Origin of the sequence: Mucilaginibacter sp. KACC 22773 (assembly GCF_028736215.1) — a bacterium.
In the GTDB taxonomy this organism is placed as follows: Bacteria; Bacteroidota; Bacteroidia; order Sphingobacteriales; family Sphingobacteriaceae; genus Mucilaginibacter.
In genome coordinates this window covers 1,827,740-1,852,711 of sequence record NZ_CP117883.1, presented here as the reverse complement: position 1 = coordinate 1,852,711, position 24,972 = coordinate 1,827,740, and the positions used below count along the sequence as shown (strand labels likewise).

The window sequence follows — 24,972 nt, the reverse complement described above, 5'->3', positions numbered from 1 at the left end:
TCTGAAATTTTAAATTTGCACATTTGTCACCACTTAATATTCTTGTCCATAAACGCTATCAAGTCATCGGCCATGGCCTGCTGTTCCTTAGCGCTTGGGTGCCCTGGCGTATTCTTGTAAGGGATCATGTGAGTGTAAATGCCTTTATCGCTTAAACTTGCAACGGCCTTTTCGATATATCCGGGCCATGGCGAACCGTCTTTGGTGGCATCCATACTGCCCAGAATGCAAAGGATTTGGGCTTTAGGATATTTTTTGCGGATATTTTTTACCATCTCCCGGTAGGCTTTGACGATTTGATCAGCCTCGGGTGGCTTTGTGCCGAAACGTTCTTTAAATTGTGGGTTATCAGGCATTTTAACTATCCACGAATCGTTTTGAAACAGGTTGATTACCACTACATCGGGGGTATATTTTGTAAAATCCCAAAGGCTTGTCGGGTCGGTTGGGTCAAGGCGATTATACATTTCGGTCATAATGAGCGGGAACCAGCTTACCAATACGCCTATGCCGCTTTTAGCCGTTGCCACATAAGCCGCATCATAATGGCGTGCTGTTATAGCGGCATAGCTAATATAGCCGTTCTCGTAAGGGGCACTCCCTCTATCCTGCCCTGTAGTATCTTCAACAGCGTAACCGCAGGTGATAGAATTGCCAAAAAATTCAATTTTGCGTTTTTTAACAGGTGGCGCCGGTAATATAGATGCCCCTTTATCCAATATAAACTGCACAAAAGTGGTTTTACCCTTATCCCATTCGGTGCGTTTGAATAGTTCAAGGCTATGGTTACCGTCGGGAAGGCCTTCGGCAAGGGTGTATGTTTTCTGGGCATTTTCCAGGTGTAAGGTGTTGGTTACCTTACCATCTACAATAATTGTAAAATAGTTTTCGCCCCGCTCGTCCTGTAACACAGCCGATACGCCGGTACCTTTAAAGTTAATTACGGCCGATGAACCTGTCCAGTAAAATTCCGCAGCCTCATCGGTCATGTTAATGCGGCCGGTATAGCGGATATGGGTATCCTTGCTTTTGAGCACCAGGCTTTGCGCCTGGCAGGTTGATAGGGCCCCTGAAGTTACCAGGAACAGAATTATAAAGTATAATTTACGCATTTTTTTACCGGTTTACAGGCCTAATTTATGAAAATTGCCGGCGTAAAACAAACCGGTAAACACCCCTCCTGCCATGCACCGTTCGCGCACCTTCAACATCCTTTTAAACACCAAACTCACACCTTTCCATGCCTTCGCAAGCACCTTTGAAGCACACACCAACTAATGACCTAATGACGCGAAGCAAAATGACTAATCAACCGGAGTACCAAATTGCAACAGGTACCCGTTGTAATCGTAAATGGCAAATTCGCGCATGCCAAAATCAAAAGTTTCAATGGGGTAACAAATGATGGCCTGTTCTTTCAGTTCCTTCCACAGCTCATCAACTTTATCCGTACGGATGTACAACGACCCGGTAAACTTGGGCATCCCGAAGGGCTCATGCTCACTGGGTAGCGCAAACATAATTTCGATATCATCGCGACTAACCGTTGCCCAACCCCAGCGCTCATCATATCCAACACATGTAAAGCCCAGGTTACTAATGTAATAATCTACCGTTTCCCGTACCTGCCGGGTGTATAACATTGGAGTGATAGTTTTTAGGCCCATTGGTTTATAATATTTGGAAAATATACTAACTTATTTCAAATAAACACAAGTTATTCCTTAAACCGGGATGATGAATTTTTACAGCGTGGCACTCACCAGTTTAATTATCCTCCATCTTTTTTGTTGATAAATTAAACCTAAAATCTGTGTAGTTATATTCATAAAAGCCATCAAAACCCATAATAAAATGATGTTCCCAATTTTTGAAATATTCCTTGGCTTCAGTCCGATTCTTGAAATTCAAAATATTAATAAGCAATACTTTCTGATTTTCGACATTTATATAGCCCACATACTGCCTTTTGTAATTACTAAAGCCAGGCGTAACATCTGCTAAAACTTTTCGTCCATACAATTTTTTTCCATCTATTATTTGTGGATGTTTGGAAATGTGAGTTAAAGCCAGTTCCGCCTCCTTAATATCACCAATCGTAGGGGTAAATCTTCCCTTTTGTTCTGCATCTATATCAACCTTATTTTTAGCAGGGAATACGTAACCAGAATAATTTTCACCCTGGATACTAAACGTGGTGTCACTCCTTAATATATCAGGCTTAATGACACTTTGTGCTTTTGCTGATAAATTTATTAAAAGAAAAAAGACAAACCAATATCTCATTCTAAATCAATAATGACTTTTATTTCAAATATACATAAGTTATCCCGTCCCCACCCCTGTCAGCATGCTCATCTTCCAATCTGTCAACCTGGTCATATTTTTTGAGGTATTGGCGTATCATTTTGCGCAAAATGCCATCGCCTTTGCCGTGGATGATCTTTAGGTTACCAAAACCCATCATCAGGGCGCGGTCAAACAGTTTTTCGATATTGTGCAGCGCATCTTCGGTGCGCTGGCCGCGTACGTCAATCTCCGGACTAAAATTAGCAAAATCGCTGGTATGCGAGTTCATGGTACGCCTTACCTCTTTAGGCACCGACGATTTGCTCACCCGCTCCACCTTTTTCTTTTTAGCCACCGTGCGTAAATCGCCAATGGCAATTACCACGTTATCACGAATGATCTCTATCACCTGCCCGGTAGTTTCAGAATCGGTTAATTTTACCCAGTCGCCAGGCTTCAGCTCTTCCTCGGCGGAAGCGGCGGGGCTTTGTTTTACCGGCTCAACTTTTACTGTGTTCTTTTTAAGCTCAATATTCAGGTTTTCGCGCAGGGTGCGGGTTTTCTCCTTATCGGCGTTGCTGCTTTTAATTTCAGATATGGTGTTTTCCACCAGCTTATTGGCGTTCAGGATAATATTTTTGGCCTGGTCTTTAGCCTCGCGTATCAGTACTTTTTTATTTTCGTCCAGGTAACTTTTCAGCTTTTCGTTCTCGGCCTGTAACTCGTTCACCTTACGCTGCTGCTTGTCCAGCTTTTGTTTGGCTTCAGATATCTCGCGTTTTTCGCGCTCCAGGTCAACCAACAGGGTGTCTACCTTTTTCTGGCCTTCGCTTATTTTATTGCGGGCAAGGTTAAGTACACTTGGCGGCAGGCCTATTTTTTGGGCTATCTCAAAAGCATACGAGCTGCCGGGCTTGCCAACTTCCAGCCGGTAAAGCGGCTTCATCTCTACGTTATTAAACAGCATCGATGCGTTTTCTATCCCCTCGGTGTTGCTGGCGAAGATCTTGAGGTTGCTGTAGTGCGTGGTTACCATCCCCCTCACCTTTTTATGGTTCAACGATTCCAGCACGGCCTCGGCAATGGGCCCGCCAAATTGCGGGTCGGTACCGGTACCAAACTCATCTATCAGTATCAGGGTTTTACCATTGGCCTGCTCCACAAAATTTTTCATTTTGGATAGATGGGCGCTATAGGTACTCAAATCGCTCTCGATGGATTGATCGTCACCTATGTCAACAAACATCTGCTTAAACACACCTATTACACTGGCTTCGGCAGCCGGTATCAGCAAGCCCGCCTGAACCATCATTTGCAGCAGTCCAACCGTTTTCATACAAACAGATTTACCGCCCGCATTAGGGCCCGATACTACAATAATGCGTGTACCTTCATCAATCTGTACGTTTAAAGGCACCACCGTTTTTTGCTCTTTTTTAAAATTCAGGAACAGCAGCGGGTGACGGGCATTAAATAATTTTAGTTTCGGCTCGTTCACCACCTGGGGCATTTCGCCTTCGATATCAATGGCAAACAGGGCCTTAGCGCGTACAAAATCAAGCTTGGTTAACAGGCTGTGGTATGATAGCAAAAGCGGCGCATAAGGCCTTAACTCGGTTGTTAAAGCCGTCAGAATTTTTACAATCTCACGGCGGCGTTCAAATTCCAGGTCGCGTACACGGTTGTTGAGGGTAAAAACCTCTTCGGGTTCCATATAAACGGTTTGGCCCGAGGCCGATTCGTCGTGGATAAAACCTTTTAGCTTACGCTTGTTTTCGGCCAGCAGCGGGATACACAACCTGCCATCGCGTACCGTGAGCGATCCATCGGCCGTCCAGCCGCTTGATGACGCATTTTTAAATATCTGGTCAATCTTTTTGCGGGCTTCCTGCTCGGCTTTGGCTATGCCCGATGTTATTTCCTGTAACTCGCGCGATGCATTGGGGCGTATTTTTCCTTTAGGGTCAATAACCGCGTCAATCTTTTTCAGGATGGCTTTCTCAATAGGCAGGTGCTCAAAAAGCGCCTCCAGGTTGGGGTAAAGGCCTTCCCGTTCGCTAAAGTAAGCGATAACGGCAAATACGGTTTGCAGGGAGGCCTGCACCTGGTAAAATTCTTCCTCGCTCAAAAAAACACCTTCTATACGGGCTTTATTGGCCAGGGATTTAATATCAAAAAAATGATGAATGGGTAGTGCGGCATCGTTTACCAGGATGTTTTTGAACTCGTTGGCCTGGCTTAAAAACTTGGCAATCTGGTCGTAATTGCTCATCACCTGTATCTTATCAACCATTTGCTGGCCCATTTCGCTCAGGCAATGAGCTTTTATTAATTCCTTTACTTCGGTAAACCCAAGCTTATCTACACTATTTAATGGGTACAGCATTAAGTTTTTTTCTATGTTTTAATTTTTTTGCCGAGTCGATTTTTGAATTCATCGCTCTTTTGATTTTTGCTTGTTTAGCTAAATCGTTCTTTAGCGAATCGGCCTTCCGCGCCATCACGCTTTCCCTGATTTTTGCCTGCTTAACCGAATCGGCTTTTTGGGCAGCAGTTTTCGGTCTAAGCATCGCTTTTCTTACCGAATCGGCCTTCAACGAATCGGCTTTTTGATTAGCCATTCGCTGTTTGTTTTGAGCCAGGTTAACAGAATCCGACATGGTTTTTATCCTAACCTCAACAGAGTCATATATTTTAAACAGCTTATCGGGTTCGCTGGCGTAGTACTGCATGCTTTTCCTGAACTGGGCCGAATCGGTATTGAATTTTTTAAAGGCTGCTAAATATTTGCCCATGCCATATTTGTACAGGCTATCGCCCCCCTGCAAACCGTTATATAACGAACCGTCTATGAGGTGTATCTGTATCAATAAGCCAGTCATTTGTTTGGGCTGGATAAATTTTGAGGGGACACTATCGCTTTTGCAACCGCACAAAAAAAGTGTTACTGAAAAAAACAAGGTCAAGTATTTATACATTCTGTAATTTAGCGGCTGATTAATTAAGCAAATTTACGGATAAATGAGCATTGCAGATAATATCAAAAGCTTAAAAAAAGAAACGGAGGCCGACAAGGTAATATTGTTAGCCGTATCAAAAACAAAACCCGCTGCCGTATTGCAGGAAGCATATGATGCCGGGCAGCGTTTATTTGGCGAAAACCAGGTACAGGAACTGGTTGAAAAATACGAGCAATTGCCCAAGGATATTGAATGGCACCTGATTGGCCACCTGCAAACCAATAAGGTAAAATACATAGCATCTTTTGTAAGCATGATACAATCTGTTGATAGCGTAAAGCTGCTACAGGAAATAAACAAGCATGCCCAAAAAGTCGACAGGGTAATTGATTGCCTGCTGCAAATTTATATTGCCGACGAGGAAACAAAATTCGGGCTGGGTTTTGATGAGGCGATAGAGCTATTACGATCTGATGAATTTGCAGCTTGTAAAAACGTTCGCATACGCGGGTTAATGGGCATTGCCACTAATACCGATAACGAAAAGCAGGTAAAAGAGGAATATTACGAACTGAAGACCTTTTTTGACGGAATAAAAGTGAGCTATTTCAGAAAAGATGATAGTTTTAACATTTTATCGATGGGCATGTCGGCCGACTATAAAATAGCCATTGAGCAAGGCAGCAACATGGTACGCCTGGGCAGCACTATTTTTGGCACCAGGGTGGTGAAGCATTGGAAGAATAATTAGTTGGTGAGTGGTTGATTGGGTTGATTAGGTTAATTAAGTTGGATTAGGTTGATTATGTTGTCTGAATCAGAATTAGAAGAATTAAAGGATTTATAGAATTGGAAAACGAACAAATAACAAACAATATTAATCAAAAGCTCCCCCTTCAGGGGGCGGGGGGGGCTTCGGCTACCTTGCGTGTTGCCACCGTTGAAGATTGCCCGCGACTGTTGGAACTGGTGCATGAGCTGGCACTGTTTGAACGGGCGCCGGAGGAAGTAACCGTTACTTTAGATGAATTTATTGATGCCGGTTTTGGCGCCAAACCTGTTTGGAAGGCTTACGTGGCCGAAGTTGACGGGTTGATAGTGGGTTTCGCGCTTTATTATATCCGCTACTCAACCTGGAAAGGCTGTCGCTTGTACCTTGAAGATTTAATTGTTACCGAGGCATATCGCGGCCAAAAAATTGGCAAGCTTTTGATTGAAAGGTTAATTGTGGAAGCCAAAGAACTTGGCTTTAGCGGCATGGTTTGGCAAGTGCTTGACTGGAACGAACCGGCTATTAACTTTTACAAAAAATACGAGGCTAATATAGAGGCGGGATGGCTTAATGTATCGTTGTCGAAAGAGCAGTTGGAGAGGTATTAAGGCATTACTGCATGACGGCGACAACTCACCCCGACGAGGCTGCGCCCGTCTGCCCCTCTCTCCGACTGCGTCGCATAGAGGGGCGATAAAAAAATAAAAATTGGAGTTCACCCTCTATGCGGCGTAAGCCGGAGAGAGGGTCGGCCAGCGTAGCGTAGCCGGGGTGAGTCGTGACCAGCGTTCAAAAACAATACCCTTGTAAAACCAAACAAGCTATTGGTGTATTAAGCTATAACTACTAAAACAACATCTAACATGAAAACCGTCAGCAGGCTTTGTTTTATTTTAGCCGGATTTGCGTTTGCATCCTGCCAATGGAGTGTTAAACCCAAAGAAGATAAGGTGGTTTTTAAAGATACACTTCGTTATTCAACGGACGGCCTTACTACGTTTCCGGCCACGCTCCCAGGACAGCCAGTAAATCATAAGGACACCGTTGTAAAAGCAAGATATGTGGTTTTTGAAGGGCAACCAAGGCTTAATGATTCGGTTATGCAGAAGTTATCGGGCATTTTTACCAATGGCAATGCCGATATTAAATACCTGCACAACGCATCCAAATTTTTACTGGCTTATGCAGATTATTTAAAAAAGCATCCTAAGTGGACGGTAAGCGCCTATGCCAAAGTACTGATGCAGGATTCCAGCATAACCACCCTCGAAGTTGGTGGTTATACCTACCAGGGCGGCGCACACGGATCATCGGGAACATATTTTATCAACTGGAATACCAAAGCCAACAAAAGCATCACCTTAAATGATCTTTTTATTGACGGTTATGCCGATAAACTAAAGGCCATTGCCGAGGGGATTTTCCGTAAGGAGGAAAAGCTAAGTGATACAGCATCCCTGGCCCGCGACTATTTTTTTAAGGACAATAGATTCGCGCTGAACGATAATTTTTCGGTTACACCCATAGGGCTCAAATTCATCTATAACCAATATGAAATTAAGCCTTATGCTGCCGGGATAACCGAGTTATTTATCCCCTATTCACAAATTAAAACATTGCTCCGGCCAAATTCGGTTGTGGGTAAATTCATTAAATAAATGCTTGTATTTAAATTCGGAGGGGCATCAGTTAAGGATGCCGATGGTATTATCAATTTAGCCAGTGTTGTAAAGCAATACGATGGCCAACAATTACTCATCGTGGTATCGGCCATGGGCAAAACCACCAACGCGCTGGAGAAGCTCACCAAGGCTTATGTAGATCAAACCGAGGATATGCATAGCATCTTCGACAGCATCAAACAATATCACTTTGATATTTTGCATGAGTTGTTTGATGCCAACGATCCTGTTTTTGATGATGTTGCCAATACTTTTGTGGAAATTGACTGGGCCATTGAAGATGAGCCGCACGATAGCTACGATTTTATTTACGACCAGGTGGTATCTATTGGCGAATTGGTATCAACCCGCATTGTATCTGCTTACCTTAACAAAGCCGGTATAAAAAGCCAATGGCTTGATGTGCGTGGCTATATCCACACCGATAACAGCTACCGCGAGGGCATTGTACAATGGGATAAAACGCGGGCAAGCATCAGCAAGGATATCCCTGCCATGCTGCAAAAGGGCGTTGTGGTAACCCAGGGTTTTTTGGGTGGCACATCTGAAAACTTTACTACTACTTTGGGGCGCGAAGGGTCTGATTACACCGCATCCATTTTCGCCTCCTGTTTGGATGCCGAATCGGTTACAACCTGGAAAGATGTTCCCGGTATCCTGAATGCCGACCCCAAATATTTCGCCGACACGGTAAAATTTGATGAACTATCTTATACCGAAGCTATCGAGATGACCTATTACGGCGCCAGCGTCATCCACCCAAAAACAATAAAACCTTTACAAAACGCCAAAATACCCTTGCTGGTGAAACCCTTCACGCATCCCGATGCTCCCGGCACCGTGATTAAAGAAGATGGCTTCAACAAGTTTGAAAAGCCGGTTATTATCCTGAAACAAAACCAGGTATTACTTTCCATTTCGCCAATTGATTATTCATTTATATCCGAAGATCACCTGAGCGGCATTTTTGGCTTGTTTGCCCAAAACCAGGTAAAGGTAAACGTAATGCAAACCTCGGCCCTTAGTTTTACGGTTTGTTTTGATTTTTATGAAGAGCGTTTTGAAAAACTGCTGCGTAATCTTAAGCAGGAATTTAAAGTAAAATACAATAGTGGCTTAACGCTGATTACCACCAGGCATTATGATGAAGATTCGCTAAAAGAATTAACTGCAGGCAAAACGATCTTACTGGAACAAATCAGCAGGAATACGGCGCAAATGGTGGTGCGGTAAGGTATTTTCGGACGCGACAACCTATTCATCGGCACAAATTAGCGCCTCGCCGATACAATGCCCTATGTAATATGTTGCTTTGATACTTTTAGGTTAATAAAGAGTTAGTAATTAAAACATTCATCAAAAAAATTTAAAATTATGGGATTAGGAGCACCTGAAATAATACTCATCATTATTGCAGTATTGTTATTGTTTGGCGGCAAAAAAATCCCTGAGCTGATGCGCGGCATGGGCCAGGGCTTAAAGGCATTTAACGATGGTAAAACCGAAAAAGACGCAGCCATTAAAGAATAATTTAACTTAAAAAAGGAAAACCAAAAAAGGCGCATGAGTTATCTCGATGCGCCTTTTTTGATTACAAAACACGGTAGAACCTTTTACAGTATTATTGTCAATAAATATTATCTGTATAAACAAGGCCTTATGCTGTAAGTAAACCATGTTTTTACTTTAGCATAAGGCCTTGAGTTTTCCGTGTACCCATAACTTAAAAAAATGTCATACGATAGAGCAACGGAGGGCAAAGAGCGGGAGCGCGAAAGAGAAATCTTGAACGCCATGCATCATAACCAATTATCGAAATGCAAGGCGTTTAAGATTTCTCCTCACCCCTCCTACTTAGCCCACCTCTGGTTCGTTCGAAATGACATTTTTTTTATTTTATCCCTCCATTTCCAAAACCAGCATCACGGCGCTATTACTTAAAGCCTCCATATCAGCTTCTTGCAGGCCCCACAAAGCAAGGCCGTCGCGTTCGTGCATCAGGCGGCCTTGCAGCTCAAAGGCGCCTGCAATTACAAATGCATAAAACAGCGAACCGGGTGTTTTCAACTGATAAAGGGCATCGGCACGTCCATCAAACCGACCTATGTGCAGGTTAAAAGGCAGCCTGAATAAAGTGGGAATAATACTTATCAATTCATTTTGCCTGCCCACAAAATCAAAGCAAAAGGTTTGCTTAAAAAACGGGAACACTTCTGTATCAGCATCTATCTGCAGCTGTAAAAAGTTAACCCAATCATTTGGGTATGGGTTATTTAAAGTTAAAATATCGCCGCTGTTTGCGTAATTAATATATACCTCGCCTACATCAACTACCGTACTTTTCCCTTCGGCATCCTCAACAAGCAGGGCGCCGGTTACCGGCACCGCTACAAAATAGCAGGCATGTTGTACCTGTATGGTAATTGATTTACCGGCAGCCAAAATCTCGTCGTTAAATACACGCAGGGGGCCAAAAGCCTTACGGTGCTCATTAAAATGCCCGTCGTAATTAAAAGTGCTGCACCGCCTGAAGGTATTATTTTCGGTAATTACCCGCTGATCAGCAAGGTGAATCTGCCCGGGTGAGGTCTTTTCCATGTTGTTGCAATTTTTGGAGTGAATGAATATTTACGTATGGCGGCAGCTTAAACAGGTTGCTCAACACTTCTTCGTCGCCGGTTGCTTCGGGCCGGTAATCGGCTACCAGCAAAAAATCGGCAATGGTATCGTGCCAGGCCAGTGCCTCTGTATAAAAATTAACAGCCACCTGGTGCCGGGCTTTGTCGTTAATATCAGAGTTGATGATTTCGAACTGAAATTTATTGAACTTTAAAAAACGCTTACCCACGTTATTAAGCACATCGGGCACTATACCATTTAGCTGCTGCAAATACCCGGTTATGGCCGGGGTAACCATGCCGGCAAGCCTTTTGGCGTTTGGCACGTGTTTTAGCAGGTCGGCATAGCTGGTAAAAGCGGTACCGTGGCTGTAGTTTTGGGCCTGCATTTTAAACTCCATGTACGATGCCTCAAACACCACCTTATCCCATTGTTTGGCTGAGTTTATATCGATAATTTTTCGGTAGCAAAGTGTAATTACGCGGGTGTCCATGTTAATACGGTTAAGCAGGTACGCTCATGCTGATTGATAGTACAAAGCCGGCTGTTTTACTGCCGGTAATGGTAGCCAGTTCCAGTGTATCACCATCGCTGAACACGCCGTCGGTAGCGTTATAGGTATAACCGCTCATTCCCTTACTGTATCCTGCCACAGTAGCCAATGCAGTTCCCGTACCTTCAGGAAAAGCTATTTGTGTAACCTTTAGTGATGTACCTGCCGAATTATATATATGCACATGAATGTGCGTTGCACGGCCGGTGTACCAACCGGGGAAAATAGAGGTAAAACTAACCAGGCCGTTGGCATCGGTAGTTTGCCTGCCACGTAAAAAATGTACCGAAGTGTAATTGGTAGCTTGTGAGCCACTGCCGCCATACTCCGAATAATTGCCCTCGGCATCGCAATGCCAGATATCAACCAGCGCGCCCGATAAGGCATTACAACTGTTATTGCTGTTGTTAACGGTAATATTAACAGTCATTTTATAACCGGTACGGTCGCCGGTAATATCGCTGCGCACATATGATGCCGGTGAATGGGTTGGATAAGGCCCCTCTGTTTCGGTTTCGATAACGCTGCAGGTGCCTGAGCTGGAACTTGACCCGGAAGAACTACTCGACGAAGAAGTGGTGCCTGATGTACTGCTTGTAGTAGTGGTTACTGAATCTTTTTTGCAGGCTTCAACCAATACCGATGTTGACACTGCGCCTATCATCAGGCTTTTTAAGAAATTTTTACGTTCCATGATTTTAATCTTTTTAGTTTATATTTTGTGATGCCGGTTAACGATTCAAAAGTAAAATGTATCAGGAAAGTGACATACCATGTGTCGGTAAGCGAGAGGTTTGTGTCGATGAAAAGATCGATTAGTCCTCAAAAAGAGGTAACTGATAAGGGGAAATAGCCACAGAAAGAGGAAATAATTATATTAGCAGAGTAGATAATTGAGATGATAAGAAAACTTAAAATAACAATTCTGGCTTGTACCGACTATGATAATTATCCGGGATGGGTTAGGTGTTGCTTTTATGATATATATAATAACCTACATTATATAGAGGAAAAAATACCAGTTATCACAGAACTTGATTTGAATAAAGGCAGTGAATATCCACAAATAAGTGATATCCGCTGCAAGGTTATAAATTGGGAGGAAGACATTGTAACAGTAGATATAAGTATACCATTTGGAATTGAAGATGAAAATGGAGAAACCGTTTTCCTGGTATATGCCAGGCAGATAGAATAATCCAGATTAATCAAAACACAACATGGAATTTCAATCAAAACAACAGGGCATAAAAAATAGTATATTGGGCTTGATAGGTTACATCGTTAGCATTCTTTTATGAGGCAAATTTTCCGGACAAGTTTTTTGATATTCATTCTATTACAGGCTTTTTTTACGCTTAAGATTAACACCGCCACCGCACAGTTACGCACTCCACCATTTGATGATGCCATCCTGATAAATTTACAGGAACACCGCACTCCGGCCCAAACCGGTTTTTTCCTGTTTATGAGCAATCACCTGGAATATGGCAATATTGGCGTACCTGCGGGCCTGCTGGTTGGCGGTATCATCGGTAATAATAAGGAGATGCGGCAAAATGCCCTGTACGTAGCCAGCAGCACAGCCATCTCTGCCGGGTTAACCCAACTGATCAAAATGCTGGTAAAGCGCCCGCGGCCATTTATCCAGAACATCAGTATCACGCCTGTTTACCGCCCCGGAAACTACTCTTTTCCATCGGGGCATAGTTCATCATCATTTGCCACAGCAACGGCTTTATCTGCCGCTTATCCAAAATGGTATGTGATAGTTCCCGCGTATCTATGGGCGGGCTCAACCGCGTATTCAAGGATGTACCTGGGGGTACATTACCCTACAGATGTAGCAACGGGTGCGGGACTGGGAGCTGCGAGCGCGTTGCCGATGTTGTTTTTGAAGAAGTGAGTGTTTTTGGCTATTTTTTAATTTAATCACCCCCATTACAAGATATTTGTTTATTTTAGGGTAAAATATTACTAAATCTTATCATGACATTCTCTTTAGCAAAACTAAAACCTGCTTATTTATTTCTGTTTTTTCTGTCGCTGGTTATCGTAAGTTGTTCAAAAAAAGGCTCGGATCCGGCTCCGCCTGTTGATAATACTCCAAAAGTTACAGCGCTAAGCGTAACGACTGGCATATATAATACCGAAGTAATTATTACCGGTAACAACTTTAGTTCCACAGCAGCAAACAATCAAGTATTTTTTAACGGCAAAGCAGCAACTATAACTGCTGCAACGGCAACAAAGCTTACTGTAAAAGTTCCGTTAGCTGCCGGTACAGGCCCGGTAAGTGTTAAAGTTAGTGGTAGCACCGAGGTTACCGGCCCCACTTTTACTTATCAGCAATCATGGGTGGTAAGCACTTTTGCAGGCACTGGTGCAAAAAGTTATAAAGATGGCACCATAACAACAGCCGAATTTAATTTCCCAACGGGATTAGCTTTCGACGGATCCGGAAACTTATTTGTTTCTGAAGAAGGAAACGATGATATCAGAAAGATAACACCGGATGGAATTGTAAGTACTATTGCGGGAAACAGAACCGAAGGACATGATAACGGGAACGGGACTGCGGCAAGTTTCTGGAATCCAGAGGGGTTAACTGTTGATAATGCCGGTAATATCTATGTAGCCGATTATGCAAACAATATCATCAGGAAAATAGATCCATCTAAAAATGTCACTACCTTTGCCGGGCAAAGAGCCATCGGCTTTAAAAACGGGCAAGGTATCGCAGCAAGTTTTGCCGGCCCTACAGATATTAAAATAGACGCTTCGGGCTTCCTTTACGTTTCTGATTTAACCAATGAGGCGATCAGGAAAATAACTCCGGACGGTTTGGTAAGTACATACGCAGACATAAAAGCGCCTATCAACAGCAATACATTTAATTTTCCGTCAGGTATCGCGTTTGACACCCAAAATAATCTTTATGTAACAACCTTTAGTTTCAAGGTTCAAAAAATAACCCCGGGAGGTGTTATATCTACTTTGGCCGGCAGCGGTGTGAGGGGAACCACCGATGGCCCTGCTGGCAGTGCGAGCTTTTACGAAACGTTTTTGGCGGCAACAGACAAGGATGGCAATGTTTATGTAACAGATAGCAACTTGATCAGGAAAATTACCCCAGACGGGAAAGTAACTACCCTTGCCGGAATTGAAGCACAGACTGGAGCAACAGATGGCTCGTCAGCTACCGCAACGTTTAACCATCCTATTGGTATCGCGGTTGATAAAAATGGAAATATATTTGTGGCGGACACACAAAATAATATTATCCGCAAAATGATTTTTGAGTAATTTATGATTTTTTTGAAACATGTAAACCCAGCTATAACCGGGTTTACATGTTTTCGAACGTAAAGATTACATGGCTATGAAATTTCTGCATCCAAAAGCGGAGGCTTAACTTTCTATGTGTTCAAACAATGCCCCCAATCAAGGGAACGCCTATAATTCATTATTTATTCTCAATCTTAAACTTGAACATTCCTCAAAGCTCAAGCATCTTCAAATCCTCAAATTTTCAAATTCTAAAAATCTTCTCCACATTTTTTCCCATCTTCGTCCCCAATAAAGTTCTTTACTTTTTTTCTGCAGAGTGGTTCCCGGTGTTTAAAGCACAGGGATTAATAAGGAACCGTGTGTAAATCACGGGCTGTCGCGCAACTGTAAGTAACACAAAAGGTTGTTGCCTTTAACAAAGTCCATTGTTCGCCCCGCGCGAATGAGAAGGACGGCAACAATGTTACAAGCCAGGATACTTGCCCCTATGTAAAAGACAATGCTTTCGCGCAATGAAGCAGTAGTCGAAGAAAAAAGAATGACGTACATGGCCATTATATGCCCGTATGTTATGCTTTTGTCTTTTATTACCATTTACTCCGAAAGCATACCGAAAACCGTAAGGAGCATTAAGTCAACTTAATGTTTAACCAAAAACGTTTTAGCGTATGCTCAAAAACAATCTCGGGTACCCACGTGTAGGTGCCCACCGTGAACTCAAAAAGGCCAGCGAACAATACTGGGCCGGTAAAATTACCCGCAACGATTTGTTTGCCGCTGCCCGGCAAATTCGCCTGCAAAACTGGCAAACCCAGGTTGATGCCGGTATCGACCTGATCCCCTGTAACGATTTCAGCTTTTACGACCAGGTATTGGATACCTCGCTCATGCTGGGCAACATCCCCGAACGGTACACACCCGTATTAACCCAAAACAAGGCCAATACCGAAATTGACCTGTATTTTGCGATGGCCCGCGGTTATCAAAAAGATGGACTGGATGTTACAGCCATGGAAATGACCAAATGGTTTGATACCAACTACCATTACATTGTGCCAGAGTTTGTACAAAATCAGCAGTTTAAACTATTTAGCGAAAAAGTGTTTGACGAGTTTATCCTGGCCAAACAACACACCGGCAACATACCAAAACCGGTATTGGTTGGCCCGGTAACCTACCTTTTATTAGGTAAAGAAAAACAACCCGGTTTTGATAAGATAGACCTGATCAAAAAACTGGTGCCGGTTTACGTCGAAGTGTTAAAAAGATTAGCAAGTTATGGTGCTGTTTGGGTACAGCTTGATGAGCCCTTCCTGTCGCTTGACCTTACTGACAAAGAGAAAGCCGCTTATGCTTATGCCTACATGGAGATAAGCAAGCAATGCCCGGGCATTAAAGTATTGCTTACTACCTATTTTGAGAGCCTGCACGAAAACACCGAACTGGCCGTAACCTTGCCGGTAAGCGCCATTCATGTAGATTTGGTTCGCGCTCCCGATCAGTTGTACAAAGTGCTCACTGTTTTGCCCGATAGCCTGAGTTTATCGTTAGGTGTAGTTGATGGCCGTAACATCTGGAAAAACGATTACGTACGCTCGTTAACCCACATTAAAAAAGCCATTGCCGTATTGGGCACCGATAGGGTGATGATAGCGCCAAGCTGCTCGTTGCTGCATACCCCGTTCGACCTGGAGCTGGAAACCGCCATCATTCCCGAGATAAAAAACTGGATGGCCTTTGCCAAACAGAAACTGAACGAAATAAATGAATTGGCGCAAATCATCGGCGGCAACAATGAATTACTGCAAGAAAACCTGCGTGCCCTCACCAGCCGCAGCCTTTCAAAACTCATTCATAAGCAGGATATCAAACAACGCGTGGCAGCCATAACTGATGCCGATGCGCAACGTGAAAGCGGATTCATCACCCGCCAAAAAATTCAGCAGCAACGCTTTAAATTACCACTGTACCCTACAACTACCATAGGATCGTTCCCGCAAACTGATGATATCCGCTCGTTAAGGGCAAGGCTTAAAAAAGGAGAGCTAACCGAAGCTCAATATGATGCCGAGATAGAAAAAGCCACCGTTGACGCCATCCGCTGGCAGGAAAAGATAGGCCTGGACGTGTTAGTTCATGGTGAATTTGAACGTAACGACATGGTTGAATACTTTGGCGAACGTTTGGATGGTTTCCTGTTCACCAAAAATGGCTGGGTGCAAAGTTATGGCAGCCGCTGTGTTAAGCCACCTGTTATTTATGGCGATGTAAGCCGCCCCGCGGATATGACGGTAAGATGGAGCAGCTTCGCGCAGCAAAACACCGATAGGCTGATGAAAGGCATGCTAACAGGCCCGGTAACTATACTGCAATGGTCGTTTGTTCGGGATGATCAGCCACGGTCCGAAACTACCAACCAGATAGCCTTGGCCATCCGCGACGAGGTTGTTGCCCTTGAAGCAGCGGGTATTAAAGTGATCCAGATTGATGAGCCTGCCATTCGGGAAGGGTTGCCATTGCGTAAAAAGGATTGGCAAAACTATTTGAACTGGGCGGTAAAAGCGTTCCGCATTTCGGCCAGCGGCGTAAGGGACGAAACACAAATCCATACGCACATGTGCTACAGCGAGTTTAACGACATTATTGGCAACATTGCCGATATGGACGCCGACGTGATTACCATTGAAACATCGCGCTCGCAAATGGAGCTGTTAGCGGCTTTTGCCGATTTTAAATATCCAAACGAAATTGGCCCCGGTGTTTATGATATCCATTCGCCGCGCGTACCTACTGTTGATGAAATGGTAAGCCTGCTGGAAAAGGCATCTGAATTACTCCCCGCCGGCAATTTATGGGTTAACCCCGACTGCGGATTGAAGACCCGTAAATGGCCGGAAACCCAGGTGGCGCTCATAAATATGGTGGCCGCTGCGAAACATCTTCGGGCTTTAGTTGTAGAAACAACAGTATCCTGACAGGTAAAAACAGGCAATTTGCGTATACTTGCCTGTTTTTTCAGATTTTTGGCATTTTATGAGATTAAAAAGTAACGCGGTTATTACAGGGGTTGGGGGTTTTGTTCCGGATAATATATTAAGTAACAGTGATTTAGAGAAGATGGTTGACACAAACAGCGATTGGATCGTATCACGTACAGGAATTAAGGAAAGAAGGATTTTAACCGACCCCACACTTGCCACCTCAGATATGGCCGTTGCTGCTGTGAAAAATTTGTTAGAAAATACAGGTGTTTCCGCAGAAGAAATTGATTGCCTTATTATAGCTACATCTACCCCCGATCACCTGCTTTTATCAACCGCCAGCATCGTGTGCGATAAAGTTGGTTTAAGCAACGCCTGGGCTACCGATGTTAACGCTGCCTGCAGTGGTTTTTTATATGCCTACACGCTTGGTGCAAGCCTGGTAGAAAGCAACCGGTACAAAAAAGTAATTGTAATTGGCGCCGACCAAAACAGCGCTATTATTAATTATAAAGACCGCAATACCTGTATCCTTTTTGGCGATGGCGCCGGCGCTGTTTTGCTGGAGCCTACCACCGAGGATATAGGTTTAATTGACAGCGTTTTTAAAACTGATGGCCATGGCCGCGAATACCTGCTGGTGCCTGGCGGCGGTTCAAAAATTCCGGCTACGGTAGATTCTGTTGAGGCTAACCAGCATTACATTCGCCAGGAAGGCAGGATTGTTTTTAAGGCGGCCATTAAAGGCATGACAGAAACCTGTACCGAGGTATTAAAACGCAACGATATGACGATAGATGATGTAAACTGGCTGATACCTCACCAGGCCAATTACCGCATCATCCATGCCGTTGGCGAAAACCTTGGCTTGCCCGAAGATCGTGTTAAGGTAAATATCGACAGATATGGTAATACTACAGCAGCTACCATACCGCTTTGCCTTTGGGATTTTCAGAACGATTTTAAACACAACGATAACATTATTTTTACCGCCTTTGGCGCCGGCTTTTCATGGGGTGCAACCTTGCTGAAATGGGGCACTTTGAGGAAAGCGTAGGATAATTTTCAATTAAATAACATGACGGGCCTGTCATCCTGAGCCTGTCGAAGGACGCGCGGAGAGGCCTTAGCCCGCTATGCTTCGACAGGCTCAGCATGACAGGCCTTTTAATTTTGTTCGCTCCATGACCATCGAAGAAAGAATAAAAGCATCCGAAACACGCATTTTTAAAACCGTGTTCCCCAATAACACCAACCATTACGATACGCTGTTTGGCGGCTCGGCTATGGCCATGATGGATGAGGTAGCGTTTATAACCGCCACACGTTTCACCCGAAAAAGAATGGTTACCGTATCGTCCGACAGGATTGATTTTAATAAACCTATCCCGGCCGGCACCATTATTGAACTGGTAGGCACCGTATCGCATATTGGCAACACCAGTCTGAAAGTTTTGGTGGAGATTTTTATAGAAGAGATGTACTCCTTTGTGCGCGAAAAGGCTATTACCGGCACATTTACCTTTGTAGCTATTGACGAGCATAAACACCCGGTAAAGGTTGTGGATTAACGTAATTAAAATCTCTGCTTTAACTAAAACGCCTATATTTATACCCGTTAGTAAAAATCAATACAGGTTAGTATTCTGGCAATGGGCATAAACAACACCAATAAAAGACGAGACTTTATCAGAAAAATTGGCTTAGGTGCTATTGGCACCCTGGCCGCGCCTTATGTGTTTGCATCTCCTCAAAATAGGGTTAAAGCGGATGTTGCACCCAAAACCATCCTCTTCCAGGGCGATTCCATAACCGACGGCGGGCGGTCATACGATAAAGACTGGAACCATATTATGGGCCAAAGTTTCCCGTACCTGGTAGCAGCCAGGCTTTGGTTTGATCATCCGGACCAGCAGCTGATGTTTTTAAACCGGGGCATCAGTGGTCATACCGTGCGCGACCTACAGGCGCGCTGGCAAAAGGATACTTTAGATTTAAAGCCCGATATCCTGAATATCCTTATTGGTGTAAACGATGTGCACCACGTAATCCACAATAACAATCCAACTACGGTTGATCAGTTCAGGGACGATTATGATGCCCTGCTTAATCAAACTAAAACCGCGCTCCCCGATATAAAATTGTTGATTTGCGAACCATTTATTTTGCCGATTGGCCAGGTAAATGCTGATTTAAAACGCTGGCAGGACGAATTAACGCCGCGACAATTAGTGGCTAAACAAGTGGCGCAAAAATACAATGCCGTTTTTATACCGCTGCAGGCCATATTTAATGCGGCACTCAAAAAAGCGCCAGCCGAATTCTGGATCTGGGATGGCGTGCACCCTATGCCGGCCGGGCACGAATTGATAGCCCGTGAATGGATTAAGGCAGCAAAAAAGAATTACGGTTTCCCGGCTTAGTTAAACTGCAAACAGTTGCCCCATATCCTTAAAAGCCTTAAACTCCAATGCGTTTCCGGATGGATCAAGGAAAAACATGGTGGCCTGTTCGCCGGGCAGGCCCTTAAAACGGATGTAGGGTTCTATAACAAATTTCACATTAAGGCTTTTTAATTTAGCCTCAAGCGCAACCCAGTCATTCCATTCCAGTACCACGCCAAAATGGGGCACCGGTACATCGTGCCCATCAACCGGGTTAAAATGATGTTTGGCATCATCAACCGGTTTGGGTTTCAGGTGAATAACAAACTGGTGGCCGTATAAGTTAAAGTCTGTCCAATTCGTATCGCTGCGGCCCTCGCTGCATCCCAAAACTTCACGGTAAAATTTGCGGGCCTCGTCCAGGTCATAAACCGGCACAGCAACGTGAAAAGGTGTTATTTTGCTCATAACTATTTAAACTCTAAATTAACAGCCCATTTTACTCACAACTCACAACTCACAACTCACAACTCACAACTCACAACTCACAACTCACAACTCACAACTCACAACTCACAACTCACAACTCACAACTCACAACTCACCGCTAATGTAATCCTTTACGTTTTAATAATCCCCCTGTAGTATCATCCACGCTTTGCTGTACAATGAATGCCTTAGGATCTATCCGCAGGATGGTTTGTTTTAACGACGGAATCTCCAACCGGGTGGCAACGGTAAAAATAATGTCACGTGGGTCGTTTACGTGGCCATCCTTGCCGTAACCACTTTTACCCTGGTAAATGGTAACCCCCCTGCCCAACGAAAGCGTAATTGCCCGGCGAATGGCCTCGCTATGGGTAGATACTACCGTGATACCCGAATACTGCTCAATACCGTTCAAAATAAAGTCGATCATTTTGGCGGCAGCCATATAGGTTAATATCGAGTACATAGCCGGCTCAACGCCCAGCAAAAAGGCAGCAAGCCCGAATATCACTACATTCAGCAGCAAAATAAAATCGCTCACTTTTAACAGCTGGGTTCGTTTGCTGATGAGCACCGCCGCTATTTCGGTACCATCAAGTACGGCGCCGCCCCGCATAGCCAGGCCGCTGCCCGTACCTATAAAAACGCCGCCAAAAACCGCTGTAAGCAACTTATCATGCGTTACATCCGGAAAATTAATTACTACCAGGCTTACCGATAGTAAGCCAATGGCAATAGTACTTTTTATGGCAAACCACAGCCCAAGCTTTTTATAGCCGAGCCACAAAAACGGCACATTAATTAAAAAAATGAGCAAGGAAATGGGGATGGCCGAGATATCTGCAACCAACATTGATACACCTGTTACCCCCCCATCAATAAAATGGCTGGATAACAGGAAACCCTTAAGGCCAAAGCCGGCTGCCAGGATGCCCAACCCGATAGATATTGATTCTTTGATGACCTTCATTACCTTCATGCCCAAATATAATTTATCCGGCGCTAAAACGGGTTTTAATAAAGCAGATAATTAAGAACGAAGTGGTTTTGAGATGCAAAATATAAATAGTTTAAAGTGCCAAAACCTAAATATCCTAACTCCTGGCTATTTAAAAGTGCTAAACCTGTAAAATCAGTTTAGCAATAATCTCATCTGTGGTGCCTACTTCTCCAATCCTCGGGAAAATATATTTCAAACTGCTATCGTGTGCATCGGCAAACCTATCGCTCATAGCATCGCTGGCAAAGGCAATATTATAGGCAAATTCATTGGCGCTGCGGGCGGTAGCTTCAACACCTATGCTGGTAGCCAAACCGGCCAGCACAATTTGGGTAATACCACGCTTTTGCAATTCGTCATGCAGGCCTGTTTGGTAAAAAGCGCCCCATGTTTTTTTGGTTATCCTGATGTCGCCCTCTTCTACTTTAATTTCGGGCACTATATCCAAAAAATCCGGACCAGGTACCGAACCGGCGTTTGGATTACTATCCCTGCGGGTGGCAAAAGCAGCCGAGCCTGCAGGGTTAACATTTACTATTACAACGGGCAGGTTTGCCTTACGAAAAGCTGCAAGCAACTTAGCCGAGTTTTCCAATACCTGGCCCATAGGATGCGCCGTGGGCATTTGCACAACAGCCTTTTGTAAATCAATTAATACGAGTGCGGTGTTTTTATCAATTGTAGTTATCATATAATTTGCATTTATTTCAATTATCGCTGTTAGTATTCAATTCGTGTCCATCAAATTCGTGAAATTCGTGTGTATCAATTCGATGTTAGTGAGTTAACAGGAGAGTGTTGCAAAGATGCTTCGGTAGCTTTTTTGAGCCTCGTTTTCCTGAGGTACCTTAATTGCAACAAACCCAGCAGCAGCGCCACAAGGCCTTCGCCTAAAACAGTATCCGGAACGCCTATTTTTTGCGAGATAGCCCCTACCAGCAAGCCCCCCAAGGGCTGCATTCCAAAAAATGCCATGGCATAAAAACTGATTACCCGGCCGCGCATAGCCGGATCAACGGTAGTTTGAATGAGTGTATTGCTGATGGTGATCTGGGCCATCATCCCAAAACCTGTAATAGCTGCAAACAAAAGGGCGATATAATAATTGGGCATATGCGAAAACAACGCCAGCCCCCCGCCGAAAATCAGTGTACTTATGGCCAGTATCTTTTTAAGGTCTCCCCCTACTTTTAATGATGCCAGGAATATGGCGCCCGAAAATGCACCCAAACCTATCAAACTATCTATTACCCCAAAGGTTGATGCCGTTCCCTTAAAAATATCCTTGGCATAAACCGGTATCAGCGTATTAAATGGCAAAACCATCAGGCTTATTAAGGCCAAAATTACCAGCACAAACTTAATTGAAGGCGTATTTTTGATATAACTAAAGCCTTCTTTAAGCTCAAAATAGATATTGTGCGCATGTACTTTCGGCTTGGATTGGGGCAGCTTCATTAACAATATCGAAGCAATTACAGCAATAAAGCTGGCGGCATTGGCACCAAAGCACACTACATCGCCAAATTTCTCCAGCACCAGGCCGGCTATACCCGGCCCAACCAGTCTTGATAGGTTTACCATAGATGAATTAAGCGCCAGCGCATTGGGCAAATCGGCTTTATCATCAACCATCTCATAAACCAGCGATTGACGGGCAGGCACATCAAAAGCATTAATGATACCCAGAAGAGCGCTTAAACCGATGATTTCCCAAATCACGTATCGCCCAAAAAACACCAGCGCTGTAAGTAAAATGGCCTGCACCATTGATGCCGCCTGGGTAAACAGCAATAATTTATAACGATCATACCTATCTGAAACTACCCCGCCCAAAAACGAAAATAAAAACGAAGGGAACAGGCTGGCAAAAAGGGTAACCCCCAATAAAAATTTAGAATGTGTTTGCGAGTATATTACCCAGCTAACAGCGGTTTTCTGCATCCAGGTGCCTACCAATGATATGGATTGCCCGGTAAAATAGAGCCTGTAATTCCGGCTTCTAAATGCATTAAAAGTGTTTATATTCATTACTCCCCTATCCTTTTACAAAGGCTTTATTCAAAATCAACAATTTTTGTTAGCGGGCCAATGGCTTTTTTTATCAATTCCTGTTCCTCTGGCGTACAGGTTGCTGTTATGGCATCATTAAGCCAGGCGTTGCGCTCGTTACGCACCTGGTATAGCATGTTGCGGCCAAGATCAGACAAAGTGATGATGGCTTTACGCTTATCGGTTTCCGAGATCCGCCTTTTAATTAAACCGCGCTGCAGCAGGTTGGCCAATATCTGCGACATGCTTTGGGTAGTTATTTTTTCCATAGCCGCCAGTTCGTTAGGCAGCAATTCCTGGTGCTGATCAAGCAGGGCAATCGTCGACCGTTCGGTTAACGACAGCTTGTCGGCTGTAACCGAATGTTTTCGCAGTACTTTAATCAGCCTGGTTACAACTGTACGCAGGTCGGCTGCCAGTTGAATATCTTTTTGCTCTGTCATTTTTATTATAAAGTAAACTTATAAGTTTACCTTACAAATATAAGGTAATTTTAAGCATTTGTTGAATTACCTCTATTTTTTACATTGGTGTTATATCACTTTGGGTAGCTTTGCTGTGGAATTGCTGGTATAGCCATGAGTACAAAACACGATATAACTTCATTAGATGATATCAAACTATTAGTTGATACCTTTTACAATAAAGTTGGCGAAGACGTTTTGCTGGCTCCCGTTTTTAACCAACGCTTAGGCGATGGCTGGTTGCCCCACCTGGAAAAAATGTATACCTTTTGGCAAACCCTGCTCTTACAGGAACATACGTATAATGGCGCCCCGTTTCCGCCCCATGCACGCTTACCTATTGACGAAAAGCATTTTAATGAGTGGCTGAATTTATTTACAGCCACAGTTGACAGCCTTTTTGCCGGCGAAAAGGCCGATGAAGCCAAATGGCGTGCCGGTAAAATGGCCGAAATGTTCCAATATAAAATAGCCTACTTTAAAAATAATCCGCATAATATCGTTTAGCTATTTATTTACCGGGCAATATGCGGGCGCATTTTAGTAATTTTGCCTTGTGCCGCCACCTGTTAAAAAAACACCTGCCAAAACCACAGTTCCGGTAAAACGGAAAGCTGCCGCGAAGAAAAAAACATCGTCCGCAGTTCCTACAGGATGGATATTTGCTGCTATTGGCTTACTACTCATAGTGCTTTCTCCTTTTTATTATGGCTATGTTTTAAAAACGGCAACCGCAACCTGGCGATGGATACTGGATGCCGGCGAGCCCACTAATTACCGTACCTATAAAAGTTTTGGCGTGCGCATACCGGCCAATTATACCGTGCACGGCATTGATGTGTCATCGTACCAGGGCAAAATAAACTGGCAAAAGGTAAAGCAAATGAACGAGGATGGCGTACATATCAAATTCGCATTTATTAAGGCTACTGAAGGTGTTTTAATGACTGATCCTTATTTCCAGCGCAATTGGCGCGAAGCTCCGAAGGCCGGCCTGATTTGCGGCGCGTACCATTTCTTTTTGCCCCAAAAAAGCGGCTTATGGCAGGCTAAATTCATGCTGCAAACGGTAAAAATTGAAAAAGGCGACCTGCCGATGGTTGTCGACGTGGAGAGGCTATACCGCACCACACCCGAAAAAATGCGTACCCAGCTTAAGCTGTTCATTCACCAAATAGAAACTAAAACCGGTGTAAAACCCATTATTTACACCAACCTAAGTTTTTACCGGGACTACCTGCAAGGCTATTTTGACGAGTACCCGCTGTGGATAGCCCACTATTACCAACCCCAATTAAATGTAAGCAGCAATACCAACTGGCAGTTTTGGCAACACTCCGACAGGGCCCATATCAATGGCATTAATGAAAGAGTTGATATGAGTATTTTTAAAGGCGATACTACTGCTTTTGAAAAATTGCTGGTGAAGTAAAAAA

The 24,972-nt window shown here is 43.9% G+C and carries 27 protein-coding genes and 1 riboswitch; of the genes, 14 read left to right on the top strand and 13 right to left on the bottom strand.

Annotated features, from left to right (window positions below; translation table 11 throughout):
- Window positions 1-26: 26 nt before the first annotated feature.
- The 5 genes from PQ469_RS08170 to PQ469_RS08150 all read right to left on the bottom strand — a co-directional run bounded on the left by PQ469_RS08170 (window position 27) and on the right by PQ469_RS08150 (window position 5,171).
- Window positions 27-1,112, bottom strand: coding sequence for an SGNH/GDSL hydrolase family protein (locus PQ469_RS08170; protein ID WP_274212507.1), 1,086 nt, complete (start codon window positions 1,110-1,112; stop codon window positions 27-29).
- Window positions 1,113-1,304: 192 nt separating this feature from the next.
- On the bottom strand, window positions 1,305-1,667 hold the full coding sequence (locus PQ469_RS08165; RefSeq protein ID WP_274212506.1) for a DUF8817 family protein: 363 nt from the start codon (window positions 1,665-1,667) through the stop codon (window positions 1,305-1,307).
- Window positions 1,668-1,767: 100 nt separating this feature from the next.
- On the bottom strand, window positions 1,768-2,286 hold the full coding sequence (locus PQ469_RS08160) for a hypothetical protein (protein ID WP_274212505.1): 519 nt from the start codon (window positions 2,284-2,286) through the stop codon (window positions 1,768-1,770).
- 19 nt (window positions 2,287-2,305) lie between these two features.
- Window positions 2,306-4,675 carry an endonuclease MutS2 gene (locus tag PQ469_RS08155; protein ID WP_090648932.1) on the bottom strand — a complete coding sequence of 790 codons (2,370 nt, stop codon included), beginning with the start codon at window positions 4,673-4,675 and terminating at the stop codon, window positions 2,306-2,308.
- Window positions 4,656-5,171 carry a DUF4296 domain-containing protein gene (locus PQ469_RS08150; protein WP_274212504.1) on the bottom strand — a complete coding sequence of 172 codons (516 nt, stop codon included), beginning with the start codon at window positions 5,169-5,171 and terminating at the stop codon, window positions 4,656-4,658. The genes PQ469_RS08155 and PQ469_RS08150 overlap by 20 nt, the downstream gene beginning before the upstream one ends.
- Before the next feature lie 139 nt (window positions 5,172-5,310).
- On the opposite strand from PQ469_RS08150, the gene PQ469_RS08145 reads away from it, so the two are divergent.
- The 5 genes from PQ469_RS08145 to PQ469_RS08125 all read left to right on the top strand — a co-directional run bounded on the left by PQ469_RS08145 (window position 5,311) and on the right by PQ469_RS08125 (window position 9,233).
- Window positions 5,311-6,000, top strand: a complete 690-nt coding sequence (locus PQ469_RS08145) for a YggS family pyridoxal phosphate-dependent enzyme (RefSeq protein WP_274212503.1) — start codon at window positions 5,311-5,313, stop codon at window positions 5,998-6,000.
- Between the two features lie 173 nt (window positions 6,001-6,173).
- Window positions 6,174-6,629, top strand: coding sequence for a GNAT family N-acetyltransferase (locus PQ469_RS08140; RefSeq protein WP_274213816.1), 456 nt, complete (start codon window positions 6,174-6,176; stop codon window positions 6,627-6,629).
- A gap of 255 nt (window positions 6,630-6,884) precedes the next feature.
- Window positions 6,885-7,679, top strand: coding sequence for an RsiV family protein (locus PQ469_RS08135; protein ID WP_274212502.1), 795 nt, complete (start codon window positions 6,885-6,887; stop codon window positions 7,677-7,679).
- On the top strand, window positions 7,680-8,936 hold the full coding sequence (locus PQ469_RS08130; protein ID WP_274212501.1) for an aspartate kinase: 1,257 nt from the start codon (window positions 7,680-7,682) through the stop codon (window positions 8,934-8,936).
- 141 nt (window positions 8,937-9,077) lie between these two features.
- A complete protein-coding gene (locus PQ469_RS08125; protein WP_147052303.1) occupies window positions 9,078-9,233 on the top strand; it encodes a Sec-independent protein translocase subunit TatA/TatB in 156 nt (51 codons plus the stop codon).
- A gap of 366 nt (window positions 9,234-9,599) precedes the next feature.
- On the opposite strand, the gene PQ469_RS08120 is transcribed toward PQ469_RS08125, so the two are convergent.
- Genes PQ469_RS08120 through PQ469_RS08110 form a run of 3 tightly spaced genes read right to left on the bottom strand, consistent with a single transcriptional unit; the run spans window position 9,600 to window position 11,569 of the window.
- Window positions 9,600-10,301, bottom strand: coding sequence for a pirin family protein (locus PQ469_RS08120; RefSeq protein WP_274212500.1), 702 nt, complete (start codon window positions 10,299-10,301; stop codon window positions 9,600-9,602).
- Entirely contained in the window at window positions 10,264-10,815 is a 552-nt protein-coding gene (locus tag PQ469_RS08115; RefSeq protein WP_274212499.1) for a hypothetical protein, read from the bottom strand. Before PQ469_RS08115 ends, PQ469_RS08120 begins: the two co-directional genes overlap by 38 nt.
- 10 nt (window positions 10,816-10,825) lie before the next feature.
- A complete protein-coding gene (locus tag PQ469_RS08110) occupies window positions 10,826-11,569 on the bottom strand; it encodes a dioxygenase family protein (protein WP_274212498.1) in 744 nt (247 codons plus the stop codon).
- A 204-nt stretch (window positions 11,570-11,773) separates the two neighbouring features.
- On the opposite strand from PQ469_RS08110, the gene PQ469_RS08105 reads away from it, so the two are divergent.
- The 7 genes from PQ469_RS08105 to PQ469_RS08075 all read left to right on the top strand — a co-directional run bounded on the left by PQ469_RS08105 (window position 11,774) and on the right by PQ469_RS08075 (window position 19,570).
- The gene (locus PQ469_RS08105; protein WP_274212497.1) at window positions 11,774-12,073 is read left to right on the top strand and encodes a hypothetical protein; all 300 of its coding nucleotides are present in this window, start codon (window positions 11,774-11,776) and stop codon (window positions 12,071-12,073) included.
- 99 nt (window positions 12,074-12,172) lie between these two features.
- A complete protein-coding gene (locus PQ469_RS08100) occupies window positions 12,173-12,781 on the top strand; it encodes a phosphatase PAP2 family protein (protein WP_274212496.1) in 609 nt (202 codons plus the stop codon).
- Window positions 12,782-12,864: 83 nt separating this feature from the next.
- Window positions 12,865-14,181: an IPT/TIG domain-containing protein gene (locus PQ469_RS08095; RefSeq protein ID WP_274212495.1), complete on the top strand. Its 1,317-nt coding sequence runs from the start codon at window positions 12,865-12,867 to the stop codon at window positions 14,179-14,181.
- Between the two features lie 285 nt (window positions 14,182-14,466).
- Window positions 14,467-14,667, top strand: a riboswitch (cobalamin riboswitch).
- A gap of 167 nt (window positions 14,668-14,834) precedes the next feature.
- The gene (gene metE / locus PQ469_RS08090; RefSeq protein WP_274212494.1) at window positions 14,835-17,141 is read left to right on the top strand and encodes a 5-methyltetrahydropteroyltriglutamate--homocysteine S-methyltransferase; all 2,307 of its coding nucleotides are present in this window, start codon (window positions 14,835-14,837) and stop codon (window positions 17,139-17,141) included.
- Between the two features lie 58 nt (window positions 17,142-17,199).
- Entirely contained in the window at window positions 17,200-18,204 is a 1,005-nt protein-coding gene (locus tag PQ469_RS08085; protein ID WP_090648886.1) for a beta-ketoacyl-ACP synthase III, read from the top strand.
- A gap of 127 nt (window positions 18,205-18,331) precedes the next feature.
- The gene (locus tag PQ469_RS08080; RefSeq protein WP_274213815.1) at window positions 18,332-18,718 is read left to right on the top strand and encodes an acyl-CoA thioesterase; all 387 of its coding nucleotides are present in this window, start codon (window positions 18,332-18,334) and stop codon (window positions 18,716-18,718) included.
- A gap of 81 nt (window positions 18,719-18,799) precedes the next feature.
- Window positions 18,800-19,570, top strand: a complete 771-nt coding sequence (locus PQ469_RS08075; RefSeq protein WP_274212493.1) for an SGNH/GDSL hydrolase family protein — start codon at window positions 18,800-18,802, stop codon at window positions 19,568-19,570.
- On the opposite strand, the gene PQ469_RS08070 is transcribed toward PQ469_RS08075, so the two are convergent.
- From PQ469_RS08070 to PQ469_RS08050, 5 genes are all read right to left on the bottom strand, one after another.
- Window positions 19,571-19,999: a VOC family protein gene (locus PQ469_RS08070; RefSeq protein ID WP_274212492.1), complete on the bottom strand. Its 429-nt coding sequence runs from the start codon at window positions 19,997-19,999 to the stop codon at window positions 19,571-19,573. It abuts the gene before it with no gap.
- Between the two features lie 139 nt (window positions 20,000-20,138).
- Entirely contained in the window at window positions 20,139-20,999 is an 861-nt protein-coding gene (locus PQ469_RS08065; protein WP_274212491.1) for a YitT family protein, read from the bottom strand.
- 139 nt (window positions 21,000-21,138) lie between these two features.
- The gene (locus PQ469_RS08060) at window positions 21,139-21,711 is read right to left on the bottom strand and encodes an isochorismatase family protein (RefSeq protein ID WP_274212490.1); all 573 of its coding nucleotides are present in this window, start codon (window positions 21,709-21,711) and stop codon (window positions 21,139-21,141) included.
- Between the two features lie 74 nt (window positions 21,712-21,785).
- Window positions 21,786-23,051, bottom strand: a complete 1,266-nt coding sequence (locus PQ469_RS08055; protein WP_274212489.1) for an MFS transporter — start codon at window positions 23,049-23,051, stop codon at window positions 21,786-21,788.
- A gap of 26 nt (window positions 23,052-23,077) precedes the next feature.
- Window positions 23,078-23,515 (bottom strand): MarR family winged helix-turn-helix transcriptional regulator, encoded by a 438-nt coding sequence (locus PQ469_RS08050; protein ID WP_274212488.1) that lies wholly within the window; start codon window positions 23,513-23,515, stop codon window positions 23,078-23,080.
- 135 nt (window positions 23,516-23,650) lie between these two features.
- Here PQ469_RS08050 and PQ469_RS08045 point away from each other — a divergent pair, with 135 nt between their 5' ends.
- Together PQ469_RS08045 and PQ469_RS08040 are read left to right on the top strand one after the other, a co-directional pair.
- Complete coding sequence (locus PQ469_RS08045) at window positions 23,651-24,043, top strand: group III truncated hemoglobin (RefSeq protein ID WP_274212487.1); 393 nt, start codon at window positions 23,651-23,653, stop codon at window positions 24,041-24,043.
- A 49-nt stretch (window positions 24,044-24,092) separates the two neighbouring features.
- Complete coding sequence (locus PQ469_RS08040) at window positions 24,093-24,968, top strand: glycoside hydrolase family 25 protein (RefSeq protein ID WP_274212486.1); 876 nt, start codon at window positions 24,093-24,095, stop codon at window positions 24,966-24,968.
- Window positions 24,969-24,972 lie beyond the last annotated feature (4 nt).